We start from the raw sequence: 17463 nt of genomic DNA on the forward strand, positions 1-17463 counted from the left end.
CTGCCTGTCAGGTCAGCCACAAGTATGTCGACAGGAGTACTCACAATGAGCGCCGTAAAAACCACACAACTGCCAAACAAAAACAGCACCGCTGCCGACACCAAACTGTCGATGCGTGCTGCCCGCGAAGCGCAAAACGGCCTGGCGGCGACCCTGGCCAACGTCCGGGCGACCAAGGACGGCCTGACTGAACTGGATGCCAGCGCCCGCCTGCAACGCGAAGGCTTTAACGAGGTGGCCCACGACAAGCCGCCCCATGCCTTCGTGCAGTTCCTCCAGGCCCTGAACAACCCCTTCATCTACGTCTTGCTGACCCTGGCGGCGATCAGTTTTGTCACTGACTACTGGTTGCCGCTGCGCGCCGGTGAGGAAGTGGACCTGACCAAAGTCATCATCATCATGACCATGGTCGCCCTGAGCAGCCTGCTGCGCTTCTGGCAGGAACACCGCTCGGCCAAATCCGCCGAAGCACTCAAGGCCATGGTGCGCACCACCGCAACGGTGCTGCGCCGCGAGCAGGTTGGCGCCAAGCCGACCCTGCGCGAAGTGCCGATGCGCGAACTGGTGGCCGGCGATATCGTGCAGTTGTCAGCCGGCGACATGATCCCGGCCGATATCCGCCTGATCGAGTCCCGCGACCTGTTTATCAGCCAGGCGGTGCTGACCGGTGAAGCCTTGCCGGTAGAAAAATACGACACCCTGGGCGATGTCACGCAAAAATCCGCCACGGTTCAGGCGGCAGACCAGAGCAACCTGCTGGACCTGCCCAACATCTGCTTCATGGGCACCAACGTGGTCAGCGGCCGCGCCCTGGCGGTGGTGGTGGCGACCGGGCCGCGCACTTATTTCGGCTCTCTGGCCAAGGCCATCGTCGGCTCCCGGGTGCAAACCGCCTTCGACCGCGGGGTGAACAGCGTCAGTTGGTTGTTGATTCGCTTCATGCTGGTGATGGTGCCCATCGTGTTCTTCCTCAATGGCTTCTCCAAGGGCGATTGGGGCGATGCCTTCCTGTTTGCCCTGGCGGTGGCCGTGGGCCTGACCCCGGAAATGCTGCCGATGATCGTCAGCGCCAACCTGGCCAAGGGCGCGAACGCCATGGCCAAGCGCAAAGTGGTGGTCAAGCGCCTCAATGCGATCCAGAACTTCGGCTCGATGGACGTGCTGTGCACCGACAAGACCGGCACCCTGACCCAGGACAAAATCATCCTGGAGCACCACGTCAACGCCTTCGGCCAGCGGGATGACCAGGTGCTGTCCCTGGCCTGGCTCAACAGCCATCACCAAAGCGGCATGAAGAACCTGATGGATCAGGCGGTGCTGGCGTTCTCCCAGCACAACCCCAAGTTCCAGGTACCGTTTGCCTACAGCAAGGTCGATGAATTGCCCTTCGACTTTGTACGCCGACGCCTGTCGATTGTGGTCAAGGACAACCACGGCGATCATCTGTTGGTGTGCAAGGGCGCCGTGGAAGAAATGCTCGAAATCGCCACCCATGTGATGGAGGGCGATAGCGCCGTGGCCCTGGATGAGCAGCGCCGCCAGGCGTTGCTCAACACTGCCAACGAGTTCAATGAAGACGGTTTCCGCGTGCTGGTGGTGGCCACCCGCAACATTCCCAAGGCCTTGGCGCGTCAGCAATACACTCCCACCGATGAACGCAACCTGGTGATCCACGGTTTCCTGACCTTCCTCGATCCACCGAAGGAAACCGCCGGCCCGGCGATTGCCGCCCTGCAAGAGATCGGTGTCGCGATCAAAGTGCTGACCGGCGATAACGCCGTGGTCACCCGCACCATCTGCCGCCAGGTCGGCCTGGAGCCCGGTGAGCCACTGCTGGGCGTGGATATCGAAGCGATGGACGATGCCACCCTCAAGCACCAGGTCGAACAACGCACAGTGTTCGCCAAACTGACCCCGCTGCAGAAGTCCCGGGTGCTCAAGGCCTTGCAGTCCAATGGTCACACCGTGGGTTTCCTCGGCGACGGCATCAATGATGCACCCGCCCTGCGCGATGCCGACGTCGGTATTTCGGTAGACAGCGCCACCGACATCGCCAAGGAATCGGCAGACATCATCCTCCTGGAAAAGAGTCTGATGGTCCTCGAAGAAGGTGTGCTCAAAGGCCGCGAGACCTTCGGCAATATCATGAAGTACCTGAACATGACGGCCAGCTCCAACTTCGGCAACGTGTTCTCGGTGCTGGTGGCCAGTGCGTTCATTCCCTTCATGCCGATGCTGGCGATCCACCTGCTGCTGCAAAACCTGATGTATGACATCTCCCAACTGGCCCTGCCATGGGACAAGATGGACAAGGAGTACCTGGCCAAGCCGCGCAAGTGGGACGCGCAGAACATCGGGCGTTTCATGATCTGGATCGGGCCGACCTCGTCGATCTTCGACATCACCACCTTTGCCCTGATGTGGTACGTGTTTTCGGCCAACAGCGTAGAGATGCAGACCCTGTTCCAGTCCGGCTGGTTTGTCGAAGGGCTGCTCTCGCAGACCCTGGTGGTGCACATGCTGCGTACCCGCAAGATCCCGTTCTTCCAGAGCACCGCCGCCTGGCCGGTGCTGATGATGACCGGCATCGTCATCGCGCTGGGGATCTATGTGCCCTTCTCGCCCCTGGGCACGCTGGTGGGCCTGCAACCGTTGCCTTGGGCCTACTTCCCTTGGCTGGTCGGCACCCTGCTTGCCTACTGCTGCGTCGCGCAACTGATGAAAACCCTCTACATCCGCCGCTTCAAGCAGTGGTACTGACCGACCAGGCGCGGGCTCTCACTCGATGGCCCGCGCCTGGGCAACACAAGGAAATTCCAGCATGCGCGTGTTGATCTGTGCGGGTCGTCATTACGCCGATAGCAAAAGGTCCCGCCAGGTCCTGGATGCCTGGCATCGCCTGCACCCGGTGCAGGTATTGATCCACGGTGGCAGCCAGTTCCTGGGCAGCGATATAGAGGATTGGGCGCGGGAAACGGGCATAGACGTTGTGCGTTACCCACCCAACTGGCAGCGCCATGGCAAACAGGCTGAACGCCATCGCAACCAATTCATGCTGAGCGACAGCCGCCCCGACGTGGTCATCGCGCTACCCGGTGGCGATGACACCTCTGAACTGGTCAACCAGGCCAAGGCCTGCGGCATCCAAGTGCTGACCGTCGACAACTGACATCTATTTTTTGGAGCATGTAGCCATGCACAAACACACCTCGCGGCGCCCGGACGGCTTTGCCAAATACCGTCGCCGCCAGCAACACCAATCCCTGACGGCCTTTGCATTGCTGCCTGCATCGCGGCGGCGGGCATTGCGCCGCAACTTGATCTTTGTCGGCGCGACCCTGGGCGGCATCCTGGTCCTGGGCCTGCTGTCCAAGGCCTTTGCCGCAGGAGGTTCGTATGTGGTCGATGATGCGGCGATCAATGCGCCGGGCGAATGCAACCTTGACGCCTGGTACACCCGCAACCGTCATGACGCGTCCACCCACCACAGCAGTTTATCCGCAGCCTGTACCGCCCGTGGCCTGCCGACAGTGCAATGGGGCGCAGCCATTGAGGATGACCCGGACCAGACGCAGGTCAGCCCGCAGATCAAGGCATCGCTGTGGTCCTGGGATGACGCGGGCGTGGAAATTGCCGTGGCCGGCGCGGCGCATATTGCGCTCAATCGCCGCCATGCTTTCGACGGTGCCGACCTGACGGTGCCACTGACCTGGCAACCGTTGCCAGCCCTGCGCCTGAACCTCAACGCCGGCTGGGCCCACGCTTATGATGACGGCGAGCAGAATCACCGCCTGACCTGGGGTACGGGACTGGAGTACAGCGTGGCGGATTCACTGACGCTGGTGGCTGAACGTTACGGCCAGCAACGCGGCGACCAGGCCTGGCAGGCCGGACCGCGCCTGCACTTGGGCAGGCAGGTGGATGTGGACCTGGTGATCGGCCGCAGCCTGATCGGCGACCGCGATCAGTGGCTGACCACGGGGGCTACTTTACGGTTTTGACGATCCGTTTTAGCAAAGGTGGGATGTGATCCATGTCGCACCCCGCTCCCACAGGGGGGCTCGGCGAAGCAGAGTTTTGGGTACGCCACAAATCAAATGTGGGAGCTGGCTTGCCTGCGATAGCGGCGTGCCAGCCAACAGATATATGACTGAAAAACCGCTATCGCGGGCAAGCCCGCTCCCACAGGGGATATGCGCCGGGCGTCAGGCCGCTTTGGCTTGTTGCTCCAGATGCACTTGCAACTCAGGATCAATCCGCAGCACGCCCGCCAGTTCATCCAGATAGTTGCGCTCGGCATCCTGCTGGTCATCCACCAGCAGGACACTGGCCAGGTAGACCTCGGCAGCCATTGCCGGATCTGCGGCGCAATCGGCAAAGTCTGCCGCATTCAAGGGTTTGGCGACCTCAGCGTCCAGCCATTGCTGCAAGTCGGGGTCATCGGTATGACGACCAATCTCAGCCGAGATCCTCTCCTCTTCCTGCGCGTCAATCCGCCCGTCCGCCTTGGCCGCCGCGATCAACGCCCGCAGCAGCGCATGGCTATGCTCCTCGACCGCCGGGCCGGACAGTTGATCCACCGTCTGCAACGCCTGTTGCGGTGCCGAAGCCTGTTGCTGTTGCCAGGCTTGATACGCCTGGAACGCCATCATTCCCAGTGAAGCCAGCGCCGCATAATTGGTGCCGCCTGAACGCGTCGGGCGCGCGCCGCCGGATGCGGTACCGCCCAGCATCCCGCCGAGGCCGCCGAGCAAATCACCCAGGCCGCCGCCGCCCGAAGTTGCACCGCCCGCGCCGGCGCCACCGCCCCGCAGCAGACCACCGAGCAAACCGCCCAACCCACCGAGCCCTCCGGCTCCGCCTTGAGGTGCCGCCGAACCGCCTTGCGGCTTGATCGCCGCCTGTAGCAGTTGTCCCAGTAGATCGCTGGTGTTCATGGTATTGCCCTCCTGTGGGCTGTGCTCCAGACCAGCAACAATAGTCGCTGCTGCCTATAACGCCAACACCCGTAGACCAGAGTATTTTTGTCGACGGGCCTGCGCCTCAACAAACCCGGTGCCGCGCGGTAACGACCGTGAGAATTCTTCAGATCAAGGGTGGTCAGGATCACGTCTGAACGCCAGCCAGCTCCCTACATTGACCTCTTTGTAGAGGCTGGCCGGCGGATACGGGATCAGGGTCTTGGGCGGACCTTGTAGCCCGGTAACGTCGCGGCATAGGCCAGTGCCTGCTCACGGGAGCCAAAGGAAGCCAATCGATCATCCTTGGTGCACACGCGCCACGGGCCGCTGTTGACCCGGACAATGTCATAGCCATTGAAATGCATCTTGTTCAACAGGGGAACGCTCATAGTCACCTCTCCTATTCCAGAGATAATCCACGGGTTGCCCGATCCACCATACTCCCGATCCAGGCAGCGTGGCCTACCGAACGTCGCTGATGCTGGCCAATTGCGTCATGTAGTACTGCACTTCCCCATACAACCACTCGGAAAACACCCGCTGTTTGTTTTCCGAGCTTTCCCGAGGTGGCCAAACCAACCAATACGGGTAGGCATACGGCGCGCGGATGTCGCACAACTGCACCAGTTCCCCGCGCACAATGGCGTCATGCACCAGGCTACGCCGCTCCAGGGCGATGCCCTGCCCCAGCCGGACCGCTTCCAGCACCAGGTTGGAGTCATTGGTGCACAGGCCTTTGCGTTCGGAGCTCATCTCAATACCTGCGGCCTGGCACCAGGGCTGCCAGGACTCATTGCTGTAGATGATCGGGCTGTGCACGATTTGCTGCGGGGTTCGCGGCAATTGCCCGCCATTGAAATGCGGGGCGGCTACGACCACCATTTCGTCGTGGAACAACAGTTTGCGCTCCACCCCTTCCCAATCGCCCTTGCCCATACGGATGCCCACGTCCACCGACTCCTGGTGCAAGTTGGTGATCGCCAGGGTGGCTTGCAGGCGAATGCTGATATGCGGGTAGCGACGCTGGAAATCCGGCAGCCGTGGCAGCAACCACGAACGCGCGAATGAAGGCAGCACCGCCACCACCAGCTCATCGCGCTTGGGCTGGGCCTGGATCAGGCGCGTGGCATCGGCGATATCCCCCAGGGCCTGGCGGATCTGCAACGCATACAGCCGACCATCTTCGCTGATGCGCAAGCCACGCCCTTCACGCACGAACAGCGTGAGGCCGACGATCGCTTCCAGCACCTTGATCTGCTGGCTGATGGCCGAGTGTGTGACATGCAGCTCTTTGGCCGCGAGAGTGACACTACCCAGCCTGGCGGTGGCCTCGAAACTGCGCAGGGAGGTCAAGGGAGGAAAGGCACTCATGTAAGGCCGGCTAACCTTTTAAGGTAAAAAATATGGATATTTAAAGGAGTATCGCCGCTATAAAGTAATCCGTAATTAACAATCACACCATCGAGAATGGAGGCTTCATGAAACTGGTTGGCATGCTGGACTCACCTTATGTGCGCCGCGTAGCGATTGCCCTGGAACTGTACGGCGTCGATTTCGAGCAGCAATCGCTGTCGGTCTTCAGCACATTCAAGGAGTTTTCCCGGATCAACCCGGTGGTCAAGGCTCCGACACTGGTGCTCGACGACGGGACGGTATTGATGGACTCCAGCCTGATCCTGGATTACTTCGAAGCCTTGGCGCCGGCCGATAAAAAGCTCTTGCCCCAAACCGCTGCGGCCCGTGCACGGGACCTGCAAGTAATCGGCCTGGCATTGGCCGCCTGCGACAAGAGCGTGCAGATTTACTACGAGCACAACCTGCGACCAGCAGAGAAACTGCATGAGCCCTGGCTCGACCGGGTAACCGGGCAGTTGCTGGCGGCCTACTCAGGCCTGGAACAACTGCTGGCCAACCCTCAAGGCGAGTCATTGAGCCAAGCATCACTCAGCGTCGCGGTGGCCTGGTCCTTCTCCAGGTACGCCGTGCCCTCGGTCGTCAAGGCCGAAGACTTTCCCAACCTACAGCGCCACGCCCGGCTGGCCGAGCAACACCCGGCGTTCGGCAAATACCCTATCGAATAGGCAGCAACGCAACGCCGATCATCGTCGCCCCCTGGCAAAGCCGTTGACCACGATATACAGCAGCGGCCCGACCGAGACGAACACCATTGTCAGCAACCAGTAAGGCATGACACTGGCCAGGGACTTGCCCTTGGCGCGTGCGTCACGGTACATCCACACACACGCCAGGGCTGCCATCAGGTACAGGTCAATCACCACCTGGGCGGTGTCTGGCCTGGATAACAGTTCAATGCCGAACGCCAGCAGCGACTGCTCGGCCCAGAGCAAGGTGCCCAGGGTGTACAGCGAAAACGCCAACAGGCTGGCAAGGGCGATATAGGGTCTGTGCATGGGGTCCACCGTGCAGGATTGGGCAAGCCGCAGATTAGTGATAACGTCGCCGCCATCTCAATGACCTGCGAGGTCATGGACGCCCCTCGACCCGCCCTGCCAGAGTCACCCCATGAGCCGCCCACCTTTCCCCCGAGCCACTCCCGATACCGACGCCGGCACACAGCTGCGGCTATTGCGCCGCCAGGCCAAGCTGAGCCAACTGCAACTGGCGCTGATCAGTGGTATTTCCCAGCGCCACTTGAGCTGTATCGAAACCGGCCGCGCCAAGGCCAGCCCTGGCACGCTGCATAACCTGCTCAGCGCTCTCGATGTGCCGCTGGAGCACTGCAACAGCCTGTTCCTCGCCGCCGGCTATGCCCCACGCTACGAAGCCACGCCACTCGCCGCGCCGTCGATGGATGCCATTCGGGACGCGATCAGCCATGTACTGAAGGCCAACAACCCGGCACCGGCCATCGTGCTGGGTAGTCACTGGGAAGTGCTTGCCGCCAACGCCAGCACCCAGGTCCTGTTTGATCTGGTGGGGTTGGCGCCAGACGCCGCGCAGGGTCTGAACCTGCTGACGACACTGCTGCAACCGGGGGGCTTGGGCGACTATTTGCTCAATGCCGAGGAAATCCGCAACCTGGCCTGGCAACGCGCCGCGCGTGAAGCGCTGGGCAATCCGACCCTGGCCACACTGTTGGAAAGCCTGCCGGTGCCCCAGGGCTCGACAGCACCGGCCAATGACCTGCCGCCGCTGGTGCTGACGCGCATCAACTCGCGCCAGGGCGAGCTGGACTTCATGTCCACCTTCACCACCTTCGGCATGCCCCAGGACATCACCGTCACTTCATTGCGGATCGAACATCTGATCCCGGCCAATCCCCATACCTGGCAAGTCATGACTGCGGCCTACGAACAGTCCCTGTAGGCGCTGGCTTGCCTGCGATGGCGGCCTGCCAGCCATCAGATGTAGTGACTGAACCACCGCTATCGCGGGCAAGCCCGCTCCCACAGGGGAATATCATCAGCCAGAAATTTTGGGTACATCACAGATCCCATATTTGGAACGGGCATAGCTGATAGATCACCAGCCGCTAGAACTTGGTCACCAGCCCCATACGCAACGTGCGTCCCGGCGCCGGCATGAAGCTCTGGGCCAGCGGGTCCAGGTAATAGCGGTCCGTCAGGTTCTGCAGCGACAGGTTAACGTTGGTGTGATCCTGCCATTTGTAGTTGAGGAACAGATCAAACAGCGCCACCTCGCGGTAGACCAACTGCGGCGTGGTGGCGCCGGTTTGCCAGTTCTTGTCAGCCGTCACGGTCGGGCCGGAGGTATAGGTCAAGCGCCCGCCCACGGTCAATGTCTGGTCAAAGAAGCGCAACCCCGTGGTCAGGTTGCCAGAGGCCCGTGGCGGGTTCTGGGTATTGGTGTATGAGCCCATGAAACTGCCCGGTGTGCAATTGGGCGTGGCGCTCAGGTCATTCCAGCGGGTACTGCTGGCCCGCAGGCGTGCGGCGAAAGCCGAGTCACAGGTTTCGGTCTTCAGATAGTAGGTCGCGGACAGGTCGGCAAACACCCGCCCGGCATCGTAGTTCGATTGCAGTTCCAGGCCGCTGGTCTTGAAGCTATCGGTATTGCTGAAGTTCATCAGGCCATTCTGGCCAGGGGTTGGGTCGTAATAGCGAGTGATGTAGTGCTTGATGCTGTTATTGAAGTACGCCAGCTTGATCGCCGCCGAGTCGTTGTCGGCCAACAAGCCTTTTTGCATTGTGCTCGCGCCGACTTCCCAGTTACTGGAGCGCTCGGGTTTGAGCCCCTTGCCTGGCAGGGTCTGCAAAGTGCCCAGGCTGCTTTCGAACAACGAGGGCATGCGCAGGCCCTGGGTGTAAGAGGCATAGAGGAAGGTATCTGGCGCCACTTCGAAATTGACGCCAAAGGCCGGAGAAAATGCACCGGCACTGTCACTTTGCTTCTTCGCGTACGTATAACCGGTGACCACTTCACCGACACTCGCGGGGAAGACTCGCGTACCCGTCCCGCCATAGTCGTTGTACGGTGTGCCTTCGAACGGATGGTTGGTGTTACTGAAGACAATCCCGTTGTTCAAGCGCGGGTCCGTGGCATCGGTGTATTGCCCGTTCTCGTCGGGGAACCACATCATGAAGTCGTAGCGTCCAGGCTTGATGACGTTCACATAGCGCGCCTCACGCTCCTCGCGTTGCGCGGTGGAATGCATCATATGGTCCTGGGTGCGGTAGTAGAGGTAGCGTCCGCCGCCCCACAGCGTCAGCTCATCGACCGGCTTGTACTCCAGCTTGCCGTTGAGGCTGAACTCTTGCCGGGAACCATCACGCAGGCCACGGTTGGCGTTGATATCGTGCTGGGTCGTGACCACGCCTTTTTGCGGACGCAGTTCCTCGACCTGGAACCCGCCACCCAGGTCCAACTTGAAATCGCCGTGATCGGTCACAAAGCGCGAGGTATTGGCCAGCTCACCGCCAATGCGCCGGTTGGCCTGGCGGGTCCAGTTACGGTCCGAACGATAGGCCTGGGATGCCGGGGCCATCACCGAGGTCAACTGGCTGGTTTTGGCATCGGTCATCCACAGGCTGGTCGTCAGGTCCACCAGCATGTTGCCTGTCGGCAAGTAGTGGTAACGGGCAGTATAGGTGTCGATCTCGGTACGGCCCCGAGGGTACTGATAAATGCCGCCCGTGCCGAAACGGAAGATGTCCGATGGCATGATCTCACCCATGCGCCCGTCGTAGCGGATGTAGCCGAAGTCGAACGTATGGTCGTCCGCAGGTCGCAGTGTGGTCTTGAGCAGGATCGATTCAGTCTCTGCCGAGCTGTTCAACACCTCCTCACCGGCGTTGTAGGTGGTGGCCACCGTGCTGTTTTCGCGACCATAGCGGTCATAGGTGCGATAGCGATCCTGACCGTGCTTGCCGGAGAAATAGTTACCTTGGTTACGATGGGCATAGGCCGCCACCACATCAAACAGCTCATGGGTATAGGCAAACGCCGCACTGCCTGACTCGGCGTCGGAGCCAAACAGGCCACCACGGCTCTGATGCGGCTCGGCGTACAACTCCTGGGTCGCCGAATGACTGCTGCGCGAGGCCGGCGACACGCCGTTGTTCCACACATCGCCCTTCAAGCGCAGGCCCACGGTCTTGCCGTCACGCAGGATGTCATCCACACCCAGCGTGCGGATCGCCACCTTGCCGCCGATGGCGCTGGAGTCCAGGCTCGGCCCCTTGTCGATGGACACATCGCTGATCAGGTCGGGGTCGATGTAGCTACGCTGCTGCGTGCCCGCATAGCCACGATAGACATCCAGCGCCTGTTGCGAGCCGTCGACCGTGACCGCGACCCGGCTTTGCCCCTGGATCCCGCGAATGTTCACATCCAGGCCACCGCCATTGCGGCTGTCACCGACCTGCACCCCTGGCAGGCCCTTGAGCAGGTCACCGGCGGAGATCACGCCAAAGCGCTGGACTTCTTCCGGGGCGATATACACAGCCGAACGTGGTGCCGAATAGACGGCTTTCTTATCGAGGTCATCGCCGATGACCTTCTGCGACGGCAACACCACTGCACTGGTTGCCGGATGCAACTCGAAGCTGCCGTCGGCCTGGCGCTGGAAACTCAGCCCGGTGCCCGCCAGCAACCGCGCAAGACCGGCTTCGGTGCTGAAATCCCCGCGCAGGCCATTGCTGCGCTTGCCCGCCGTCAGCGTCGAGTTGCCCGCCATACTGATCCCCGCCTGCACGCCGAAACGCGAGAGCGCCTGGTCCAGGGGACCGGCGTCAATACTGTAGGGCTGGCGCTCGGCCTGGGCGAAAACCGCCGTGCTGTACAACGGTTGCAGGCTGAGTAACAACAGACCCAATGTGCGGGTGCGCAAGACACTTGCGGGAGAAATCATGCAGGGCTCCTAGAGGTGAAGGCCCACCTGTTTCGGTGGGTTATTCCTAGAGGCCAAGCGAGGTTTGAAAAACTGCGGCGAGTACACAAAAAAAGTTTCAGGCGGGCACCACTGTCACCCAATAGCGGGTGCGCCGTTCGATGCGCACCGGCAAGGCATGGGCCACCAACGCCAGTGCGGCATCGGTATCGTCCAGTTGAAAACTACCGGTCACGCGCAACGCCGCGACCTGCTCGCTGCATCGCAAGACGCCCGGACGATAACGGGAAAGCTCGGCCAGCAGCACATCCAGGCGCATGCGTTCGGCGGGCAGAATGCCGCGCAACCAGGCCTGCGCCAGAAACCCATCGGTTTGCCGTGGCGTGCCCACGCCGTGGCGGTCCACCTGGGTCTGCCACCCCGCCGCTACCGACACCGGTGACAGGCTGCGCGGCGAACTTACGTCGACCAGGCCACGCAATACAGTAATCCGCGTGCCCCGCTGATCGTGACGCACCAGCAGATTGGCGTCCTGACTGCGCACCACCGCATCCGGCGTGAGCAGTTGCAGTGGGCGCGACTCGGCTCGCGCATCCAGCGCCACCTCGCCCTCGATCAACTGCACGCTGCGCAGGTGTGCGCTGAGTTCCAGGCTGACGGCACTGGCGGTGTTCAACCACAGCGAACAGCCATCGGCCAGCGTCCACCGGCGGCGCTCGCCGGTCGCCGTGCGGTAAGTGGCAAAGGCTGCGCGCACCCGCGTCGAATCAGCGCCCTGCCAGGACAAACCGCCAAGCAGGCCCAACCCCAACAAACACTTGAGGACTTGCCGGCGCCGCGCCGGATCAACCCCGGCAGATTCCAACGCCCGCCGCGCGGTGACATCGGCCAGCAGGTTGGCCCCGGGCTGGAGCATCAGCGGCAAGCTGGCGACGCGTTGCCAGGCGTATTCGTGCTCGGCACGCGCCAGGCGCCACTGCTGCAACGCCTGGTGATCGGCCGGGCTCATCGTTCCGGACTGAACCCTGACGATCCAATCAATGGCCCTCTCGCGGACTTTCGGCGCAACCACCGTGCCATTCATTCAAAACGGCTCGCGTAGCATACGCTGAAGGCCTTGCCCATCGCCCGCTGCACCTGGGCCACACTCAAGCTCAACTGCGTGGCGATCTGCGGGTATGTCAGGCCATCGAGCTGGGACAAGAAGAAAATCTTGCGCACCTGCATCGACAACCCCACCAGCAGCACATCGAGCTGCAGCAGGGTTTCGATCATCAAGTAGCGCGTTTCGGGCGAGGGTTCCTCACCTTCTGGACGCGCGGCGAGCGCCTCAAGGTAGGCCCGCTCAATGGCCTGACGACGCCAGCGATTGATCAGCAAGCCATTGGCGATCGTGGCCAGAAACGCCATGGGCTGGCGTAACTCACGCACGTCCTGCTGGGTGCGCAACACGCGGATAAACGTATCGTGCGCCAGGTCTTCGGCGTCGGCGCTATGCCCCAGCCGCCGATGCAACCAGCCGCGCAGCCAGTGGTGATGACGGGTGTAAAGTTGTTCGACGGGCGAGACGAGACTGTCGTCGTACATGTCAGGTCCAATGAGCGGTAATGATAATACTTCTCATTTTAGTGTCTGAACCTGAGACTTGTACAGCGCCTGCTGCTGCCCCTGCTGCATATGAGGTTTCGACCCACCCCTACCGCGAACGGATGGCGGCTCTTTAATGGCAGTGTCTTAGGTCTGACAGAGCGATCAGACTTTATTAAAAGACCTGTATGACATACGCCGACTAGCACGTCGGGCAAAGTCATCACCATGATTCCTACTCTTTTATCTCAATCAACTCAAACGCCAACAGTCCTCAGCAGGTCAGCTTACTGCCTGCAGGCAGGATGGGCTTCTGAGTTACACGACAAAATGCTGGCAGCAGGATTACCGATTTAACAGAAGTTTTGGTTACCCAAATTCAAGTAATAACTTGAGGACTGTAATATGACTTTGATTAGCGACGTACAACTTGCATGCTCCCGTTTGGCACAACACGGATGGCACTCACTCTTACTACAACATGGCTTAGACATTACGGCGCTCGACCTACAACAAGAACTGTCAAAACCCTTACACATTGATAGAACAATCAAGGGTTTCGAAGACTACTCACACTCTGGTGTACGAGGCATCGAAGCAGGTAAACCTGCTGAAAGTTTGCTCTATCATGCCTTTGCTTCACCTAATGTCATCACCACCGCCCAGGGCACCCAACTGACTGCATTCCCATCAGCCCTTGAAATTGAGCAGTTGCTGAACTTCGTTTACGGTGTTAACCCACCCAGTTTAGAGACATTGAGGGTGTACGCGGGAACGGCACCCTTGGCGATAGTAGTCTTTGCGTATGAATACCGGCCGCGCCCGGAAACTGTGCATCAGTGTCAGGCAGACCTGTGTTTCTCTCGCACAGGTGTCGCACGAGTAGGCACTGCGCCGGTCTTGTATGATGCCGCACGGCGAGGGTTCCTGCCCTTTGTTGACACGGCTACACAACAGATGCGTGTTACGCCTGCCCGTTATGGCGCGTACCTTGCCATGCAAAAAAAAGGAGCGCGCGAATGCTTCGGCCCCATGAACTTTCAAACACCCAGTGACGCCGACTTGGACTTCTGGGTGCCGATACATAAGTTATTCAACGGTAAAGAATGCTTGCTCGGCTTGGACTTGACGGTGCATCTGGACAACTACCAGATCAATGAGAAGATCAGGCAAGTGCATACGAGGTTCAACAATACGGGATGGCAAGAACCTGACATCCTGAATTATCCATTTGTAATTACCGAAGGCCTTTGTCATTGGGCCGAGCCAACTGACTTTGGCATGGGGCTTCTGGTCCCGGATGACAAGGAACGACTGGTCGAGCTGGCCTACTATCAAGAGCGACCATTATCATTCACGATGCCGTCGGGTACGGGGGGGTTGGTGCATGGTCGCCATCGAGTACATGACGACGGATCAATCGAAGACTTGAACAATGTCGAAGGTGTTGATGCAATCGTCAAGCAGGGAGGGTATCGCGCCTTGCACTATCAGGACGCAATGGCAGACGGTTGGGTGCACGCGCGCTGTCCGCAACTGGAGTCCTGCGGACTGGACAAAGATAGCGTTGCGGCCTACTCGATTATCGGTGCCCCCGACTTCTTCCCTCTATGTGGACAGCGCGAACTGAAGGTTTGGTCAAGTGATCCGGATATTTTCCCCTGTCCGACACCTCCGTGCCCCGAAGTTTGGCATACACGCGTCAATCCCCTGTCGGATGTCCGTTTCCCGATCAACCCGACGCTTGTGGGCAGCCACTTTGCCGATGAAGACCGCACCGCCACTGCAATTGTCTCCTTACCCTTCGATGCATCAATGGCTGTTACGGCTCAGGCAGTGCCTGAGGTCGGTTTGGCTCAACGTCAGTCCTATTTACCCGACTTCGCCAGTGGCGTGTTCGGACCTGGCTGGGAGGTTGGCAGGGGCTTGATCGATAAGCCTTTTACCAACGTACTAAACGGTTACATGCTCGCCAGCCCCTTTACAGAAGATGCCCGGATTTGCGCAGCGCTGGGTTCCTACTGGCCAGGCGTAGCACCCGATTCAACCCGTACATTTGAGCCCCGTTCCATCGCTTCGACAGTCATCCCCTTAACAGACACAGAGATCGGCCTAACGGGCGAGACCTCCTGGGACGGCCTGACAGGTCCCGTTCTGGTTGATTACGATGGGCGTCAGGTTGTCCAGTATCAGTCCTACGAATATAGCGACTACACCGGGGCTGCATTGGCCGGGCAACTGTCATCGGCAATCACTGGGCAAGTCGGGACTCAGCAATACCACCAACGGGTCCTGGCAATGCGTCGGGCATATCACGCTGTGGGAGCGGGGACCGATAAAGCGCTACGAACGCTATGGCCCGTACTTTCTTTCTCTTTGGTGCAATCAGCAGACGAGGGTCTGCAAGCAGCACAGCAGCAGGCAGGCCACTTTCTGGAAGGTGAGGTGATGTATTTTTTCCTCTACAAACACGGCGCAATCATCACGCCATCGGATAACTTCAAGCGGCGTTATGTGGAGATTGAAGCGCGAGTGCAATTGTATGTCAGTCAGACCGCCCTATTAATCAAGCAAGACGAGACGTTGTGGCGTTTACTTGATGAATCGTTTTGACGTGATTGTTGTAGGGGCCGGGCCGGCCGGCTGTGCCACTGCGATCGCGTGCGCACAACGCGGGATGCGCGTGGCACTGCTCGAACGGGCTACATTCCCGCGACACCGGCCCGGTGAAACCCTTCACCCGGCCATCGAGCCGCTGCTTGCCCAGTTGGGGATGATGCCCGATCTGAGCGAGCAGCCTTGTCTACGACATGAAGGGCACTGGGTACAGTGGGACGCAGCGCCGCGTTTCATCAAGTTCGGTGGTGATGCTGCTGGCCCTTGGCGAGGTTTCCAAGTCCAGCGAGCATCCTTCGATGCTCAACTCGTGAAACAGGCCTGTGTGTTGGGTGTAAAGATAATTCAGCCTTGTTTAAATCCAACGGTGATTCGTGAAGGCAACAGGGTCACCGGTGTGAACGTCATGTCAGACCGGCTTATGGCAACCTATGTTGTCGATGCCTCGGGGCATCACGGATGGCTCAGGCGCCAACTGCCGATTCAGTGGCTGGAATTTTCGCCGATCCTCATTGCGCGCTATGGCTATTACCAAGGCGACCTTGAGCTTGTTAATGACGCACCGCGACTTATCGCGAACAAGGACGGTTGGCAATGGATCGCACGCGTCGACAACCACCTCCTCCACTGGACAACGTTGAGCTTTCACTTAAACAGCAAACTGGCAGCCGGATCGCCCGAGACACTCAAGCATTTAACACCTGCGGGTCCGGTACGCGGCGCCGAAGTGTCTTGGCGCCTGTCCAATGTTCCCATGGCAGCCGGTTATGTACTCGTAGGTGATGCTGCTGCAATATTGGATCCGGCATCATCGCACGGTGTGCTCAAAGCGCTAATGTCCGGCATGCAAGCGGCCCAAGCCATTGCCGACTGCCTCGCGTGGCCAAGTGGCGAACACGTCGTACACAACCATTATAAAACCTGGCTGCACAATCAGTTCAACACCGACGTCGATGCCCTGCGCCAGTTCTATCGCGTGCATCCTTACCCTCCGGCATGGGTTTGATGAACGGTAGAAGTCGCCGTTAGACTCACCCAATACGTCGCCTGACCCACCGCTATCGCAGCCTCGCTGGAGCTCGACAGCTCCCACAAGGTTAGATATTCATCACTTACTTTTCCCACTCGGCCTTGGGAATCAGCAAGCCATGGTTACCGTTGTACGCCGCACGCGCAGGCGACCTCCAACCCTCCAGCAACGCCTCATCCAATCGGTAGATTTCCACCCCCAGCGGGCGGCATACCGTCAGCGGGTCCTGGGCATCCGGGCCCCACATCGGCAGCGACAGATCGCCGCCCGGGCAGGTGGACAACGCACACAGCAAGTCGATCTCGGCAAAGAACTCCAGGTAGTCACCTTGCTTGGCCGGGCACGCCTTCATGAAGTACATATCGTCGTGATTCAGGCCCGTGCACTGGAAGATGTTCAATACATCGTGCACATCAAACTCGGTCAGGCCATGGGGCAATACGGCGCGGGTCAGGTTGGAATGGCAATGGTGATGGAAGTCCTCGCCGGTCAGCATCTTGTTCACATAAGGATCACAGCGCGTACCCAGCAGGTCATGCAGGCGCCCGCCATGTTCATCGATGCCGTAGCCGGCCAGGCTGTCATCGGTGATGGTGACCATCGGCCGCAGAAACGGCAGGTTCGACCACAGGCGGTCATAGGTGCTGACATGCGCGCCTTGCAGTTGGCGGGTGCGGGCCGCCCACATACGCTCGCGCGGATCATTGGCATTCCACACGTTGAAATCACCGACCTGGGGGCCGATCGGTGTGGTCACGCGAAACACATGGCCAGCCGGCACTTTCCAGGCGCGACCGGTACGGATCGGCACTTCGAACTGCTCGATCAGGGTGCGCCCTGCCCCGGACTCGCGCACACGATCATAAAACGCCTTGTCGACCTGCAAGGCAGCGCCTTTGCTGACTTGGTAGGCGGCGGGATAGTCCTTGTACATGGGGGATCCTCCATTGCAGGGTTTT

General features: G+C 60.0%; 15 protein-coding genes. 7 read left to right on the forward strand and 8 right to left on the reverse strand.

Annotation, left to right across the window (positions count from 1 at the left end; translation table 11 throughout):
• The first annotated feature begins 45 nt into the window (after window positions 1-45).
• The 3 genes from mgtA (at window position 46) to FJD34_RS02995 (ending at window position 4001) form a co-directional block, all read left to right on the forward strand.
• Complete coding sequence (gene mgtA, locus FJD34_RS02985; RefSeq protein ID WP_090291011.1) at window positions 46-2760, forward strand: magnesium-translocating P-type ATPase; 2715 nt, start codon at window positions 46-48, stop codon at window positions 2758-2760.
• A gap of 61 nt (window positions 2761-2821) precedes the next feature.
• The gene (locus FJD34_RS02990) at window positions 2822-3169 is read left to right on the forward strand and encodes a DUF2493 domain-containing protein (protein ID WP_032860634.1); all 348 of its coding nucleotides are present in this window, start codon (window positions 2822-2824) and stop codon (window positions 3167-3169) included.
• Window positions 3170-3194: 25 nt separating this feature from the next.
• Complete coding sequence (locus tag FJD34_RS02995) at window positions 3195-4001, forward strand: hypothetical protein (protein ID WP_090291010.1); 807 nt, start codon at window positions 3195-3197, stop codon at window positions 3999-4001.
• A gap of 204 nt (window positions 4002-4205) precedes the next feature.
• Here FJD34_RS02995 and FJD34_RS03000 read toward each other — a convergent pair whose 3' ends face one another.
• The 3 genes from FJD34_RS03000 to FJD34_RS03010 all read right to left on the reverse strand — a co-directional run bounded on the left by FJD34_RS03000 (window position 4206) and on the right by FJD34_RS03010 (window position 6332).
• Window positions 4206-4937 carry a DUF533 domain-containing protein gene (locus FJD34_RS03000; protein ID WP_090291009.1) on the reverse strand — a complete coding sequence of 244 codons (732 nt, stop codon included), beginning with the start codon at window positions 4935-4937 and terminating at the stop codon, window positions 4206-4208.
• Window positions 4938-5173: 236 nt separating this feature from the next.
• Window positions 5174-5350 carry a DUF2188 domain-containing protein gene (locus FJD34_RS03005; protein WP_082445595.1) on the reverse strand — a complete coding sequence of 59 codons (177 nt, stop codon included), beginning with the start codon at window positions 5348-5350 and terminating at the stop codon, window positions 5174-5176.
• 73 nt (window positions 5351-5423) lie between these two features.
• Complete coding sequence (locus FJD34_RS03010; protein WP_090291008.1) at window positions 5424-6332, reverse strand: LysR substrate-binding domain-containing protein; 909 nt, start codon at window positions 6330-6332, stop codon at window positions 5424-5426.
• A gap of 107 nt (window positions 6333-6439) precedes the next feature.
• Between FJD34_RS03010 and FJD34_RS03015 the strand changes: the two genes are divergently transcribed.
• Complete coding sequence (locus tag FJD34_RS03015; protein ID WP_032860639.1) at window positions 6440-7042, forward strand: glutathione S-transferase family protein; 603 nt, start codon at window positions 6440-6442, stop codon at window positions 7040-7042.
• An 18-nt stretch (window positions 7043-7060) separates the two neighbouring features.
• On the opposite strand, the gene FJD34_RS03020 is transcribed toward FJD34_RS03015, so the two are convergent.
• On the reverse strand, window positions 7061-7372 hold the full coding sequence (locus FJD34_RS03020) for a hypothetical protein (RefSeq protein WP_032860640.1): 312 nt from the start codon (window positions 7370-7372) through the stop codon (window positions 7061-7063).
• Window positions 7373-7484: 112 nt separating this feature from the next.
• On the opposite strand from FJD34_RS03020, the gene FJD34_RS03025 reads away from it, so the two are divergent.
• Window positions 7485-8288: a helix-turn-helix domain-containing protein gene (locus FJD34_RS03025; protein ID WP_032860641.1), complete on the forward strand. Its 804-nt coding sequence runs from the start codon at window positions 7485-7487 to the stop codon at window positions 8286-8288.
• Between the two features lie 166 nt (window positions 8289-8454).
• Here the strand turns inward: FJD34_RS03025 and FJD34_RS03030 are convergent, their stop codons facing one another.
• From FJD34_RS03030 to FJD34_RS03040, 3 genes are all read right to left on the reverse strand, one after another.
• Window positions 8455-11292 (reverse strand): TonB-dependent receptor, encoded by a 2838-nt coding sequence (locus FJD34_RS03030; RefSeq protein ID WP_090291007.1) that lies wholly within the window; start codon window positions 11290-11292, stop codon window positions 8455-8457.
• 97 nt (window positions 11293-11389) lie between these two features.
• Window positions 11390-12355, reverse strand: coding sequence for a FecR domain-containing protein (locus FJD34_RS03035; RefSeq protein ID WP_090291006.1), 966 nt, complete (start codon window positions 12353-12355; stop codon window positions 11390-11392).
• Entirely contained in the window at window positions 12352-12858 is a 507-nt protein-coding gene (locus FJD34_RS03040; protein WP_032860645.1) for a sigma-70 family RNA polymerase sigma factor, read from the reverse strand. Before FJD34_RS03040 ends, FJD34_RS03035 begins: the two co-directional genes overlap by 4 nt.
• Before the next feature lie 405 nt (window positions 12859-13263).
• Between FJD34_RS03040 and FJD34_RS03045 the strand changes: the two genes are divergently transcribed.
• Window positions 13264-15471 carry a hypothetical protein gene (locus tag FJD34_RS03045; protein WP_090291005.1) on the forward strand — a complete coding sequence of 736 codons (2208 nt, stop codon included), beginning with the start codon at window positions 13264-13266 and terminating at the stop codon, window positions 15469-15471.
• Complete coding sequence (locus FJD34_RS03050) at window positions 15458-16480, forward strand: NAD(P)/FAD-dependent oxidoreductase (RefSeq protein WP_090291004.1); 1023 nt, start codon at window positions 15458-15460, stop codon at window positions 16478-16480. Before FJD34_RS03045 ends, FJD34_RS03050 begins: the two co-directional genes overlap by 14 nt.
• 106 nt (window positions 16481-16586) lie before the next feature.
• Here FJD34_RS03050 and FJD34_RS03055 read toward each other — a convergent pair whose 3' ends face one another.
• Complete coding sequence (locus tag FJD34_RS03055; protein WP_032860649.1) at window positions 16587-17438, reverse strand: urea carboxylase-associated family protein; 852 nt, start codon at window positions 17436-17438, stop codon at window positions 16587-16589.
• Between the last annotated feature and the right edge of the window lie 25 nt (window positions 17439-17463).

Origin of the sequence: Pseudomonas brenneri, assembly GCF_007858285.1 — a bacterium.
Classification (GTDB): Bacteria; Pseudomonadota; Gammaproteobacteria; order Pseudomonadales; family Pseudomonadaceae; genus Aquipseudomonas; species Aquipseudomonas brenneri.

What these genes read in the sequence shown, in the direction of transcription:
- FJD34_RS03030 (WP_090291007.1), bottom strand. Translation starts at nt 11,292, where the DNA reads ATGATTTCTCCCGCAAGTGTCTTGCGCACCCGCACATTGGGTCTGTTG.
- FJD34_RS03045 (WP_090291005.1), top strand. Translation starts at nt 13,264, where the DNA reads ATGACTTTGATTAGCGACGTACAACTTGCATGCTCCCGTTTGGCACAA.
- FJD34_RS03025 (WP_032860641.1), top strand. Translation starts at nt 7,485, where the DNA reads ATGAGCCGCCCACCTTTCCCCCGAGCCACTCCCGATACCGACGCCGGC.
- FJD34_RS03035 (WP_090291006.1), bottom strand. Translation starts at nt 12,355, where the DNA reads ATGAATGGCACGGTGGTTGCGCCGAAAGTCCGCGAGAGGGCCATTGAT.
- FJD34_RS02995 (WP_090291010.1), top strand. Translation starts at nt 3,195, where the DNA reads ATGCACAAACACACCTCGCGGCGCCCGGACGGCTTTGCCAAATACCGT.
- FJD34_RS02990 (WP_032860634.1), top strand. Translation starts at nt 2,822, where the DNA reads ATGCGCGTGTTGATCTGTGCGGGTCGTCATTACGCCGATAGCAAAAGG.
- FJD34_RS03055 (WP_032860649.1), bottom strand. Translation starts at nt 17,438, where the DNA reads ATGTACAAGGACTATCCCGCCGCCTACCAAGTCAGCAAAGGCGCTGCC.
- FJD34_RS03005 (WP_082445595.1), bottom strand. Translation starts at nt 5,350, where the DNA reads ATGAGCGTTCCCCTGTTGAACAAGATGCATTTCAATGGCTATGACATT.
- FJD34_RS03010 (WP_090291008.1), bottom strand. Translation starts at nt 6,332, where the DNA reads ATGAGTGCCTTTCCTCCCTTGACCTCCCTGCGCAGTTTCGAGGCCACC.
- FJD34_RS03050 (WP_090291004.1), top strand. Translation starts at nt 15,458, where the DNA reads ATGAATCGTTTTGACGTGATTGTTGTAGGGGCCGGGCCGGCCGGCTGT.
- FJD34_RS03015 (WP_032860639.1), top strand. Translation starts at nt 6,440, where the DNA reads ATGAAACTGGTTGGCATGCTGGACTCACCTTATGTGCGCCGCGTAGCG.
- mgtA (WP_090291011.1), top strand. Translation starts at nt 46, where the DNA reads ATGAGCGCCGTAAAAACCACACAACTGCCAAACAAAAACAGCACCGCT.
- FJD34_RS03020 (WP_032860640.1), bottom strand. Translation starts at nt 7,372, where the DNA reads ATGCACAGACCCTATATCGCCCTTGCCAGCCTGTTGGCGTTTTCGCTG.
- FJD34_RS03040 (WP_032860645.1), bottom strand. Translation starts at nt 12,858, where the DNA reads ATGTACGACGACAGTCTCGTCTCGCCCGTCGAACAACTTTACACCCGT.
- FJD34_RS03000 (WP_090291009.1), bottom strand. Translation starts at nt 4,937, where the DNA reads ATGAACACCAGCGATCTACTGGGACAACTGCTACAGGCGGCGATCAAG.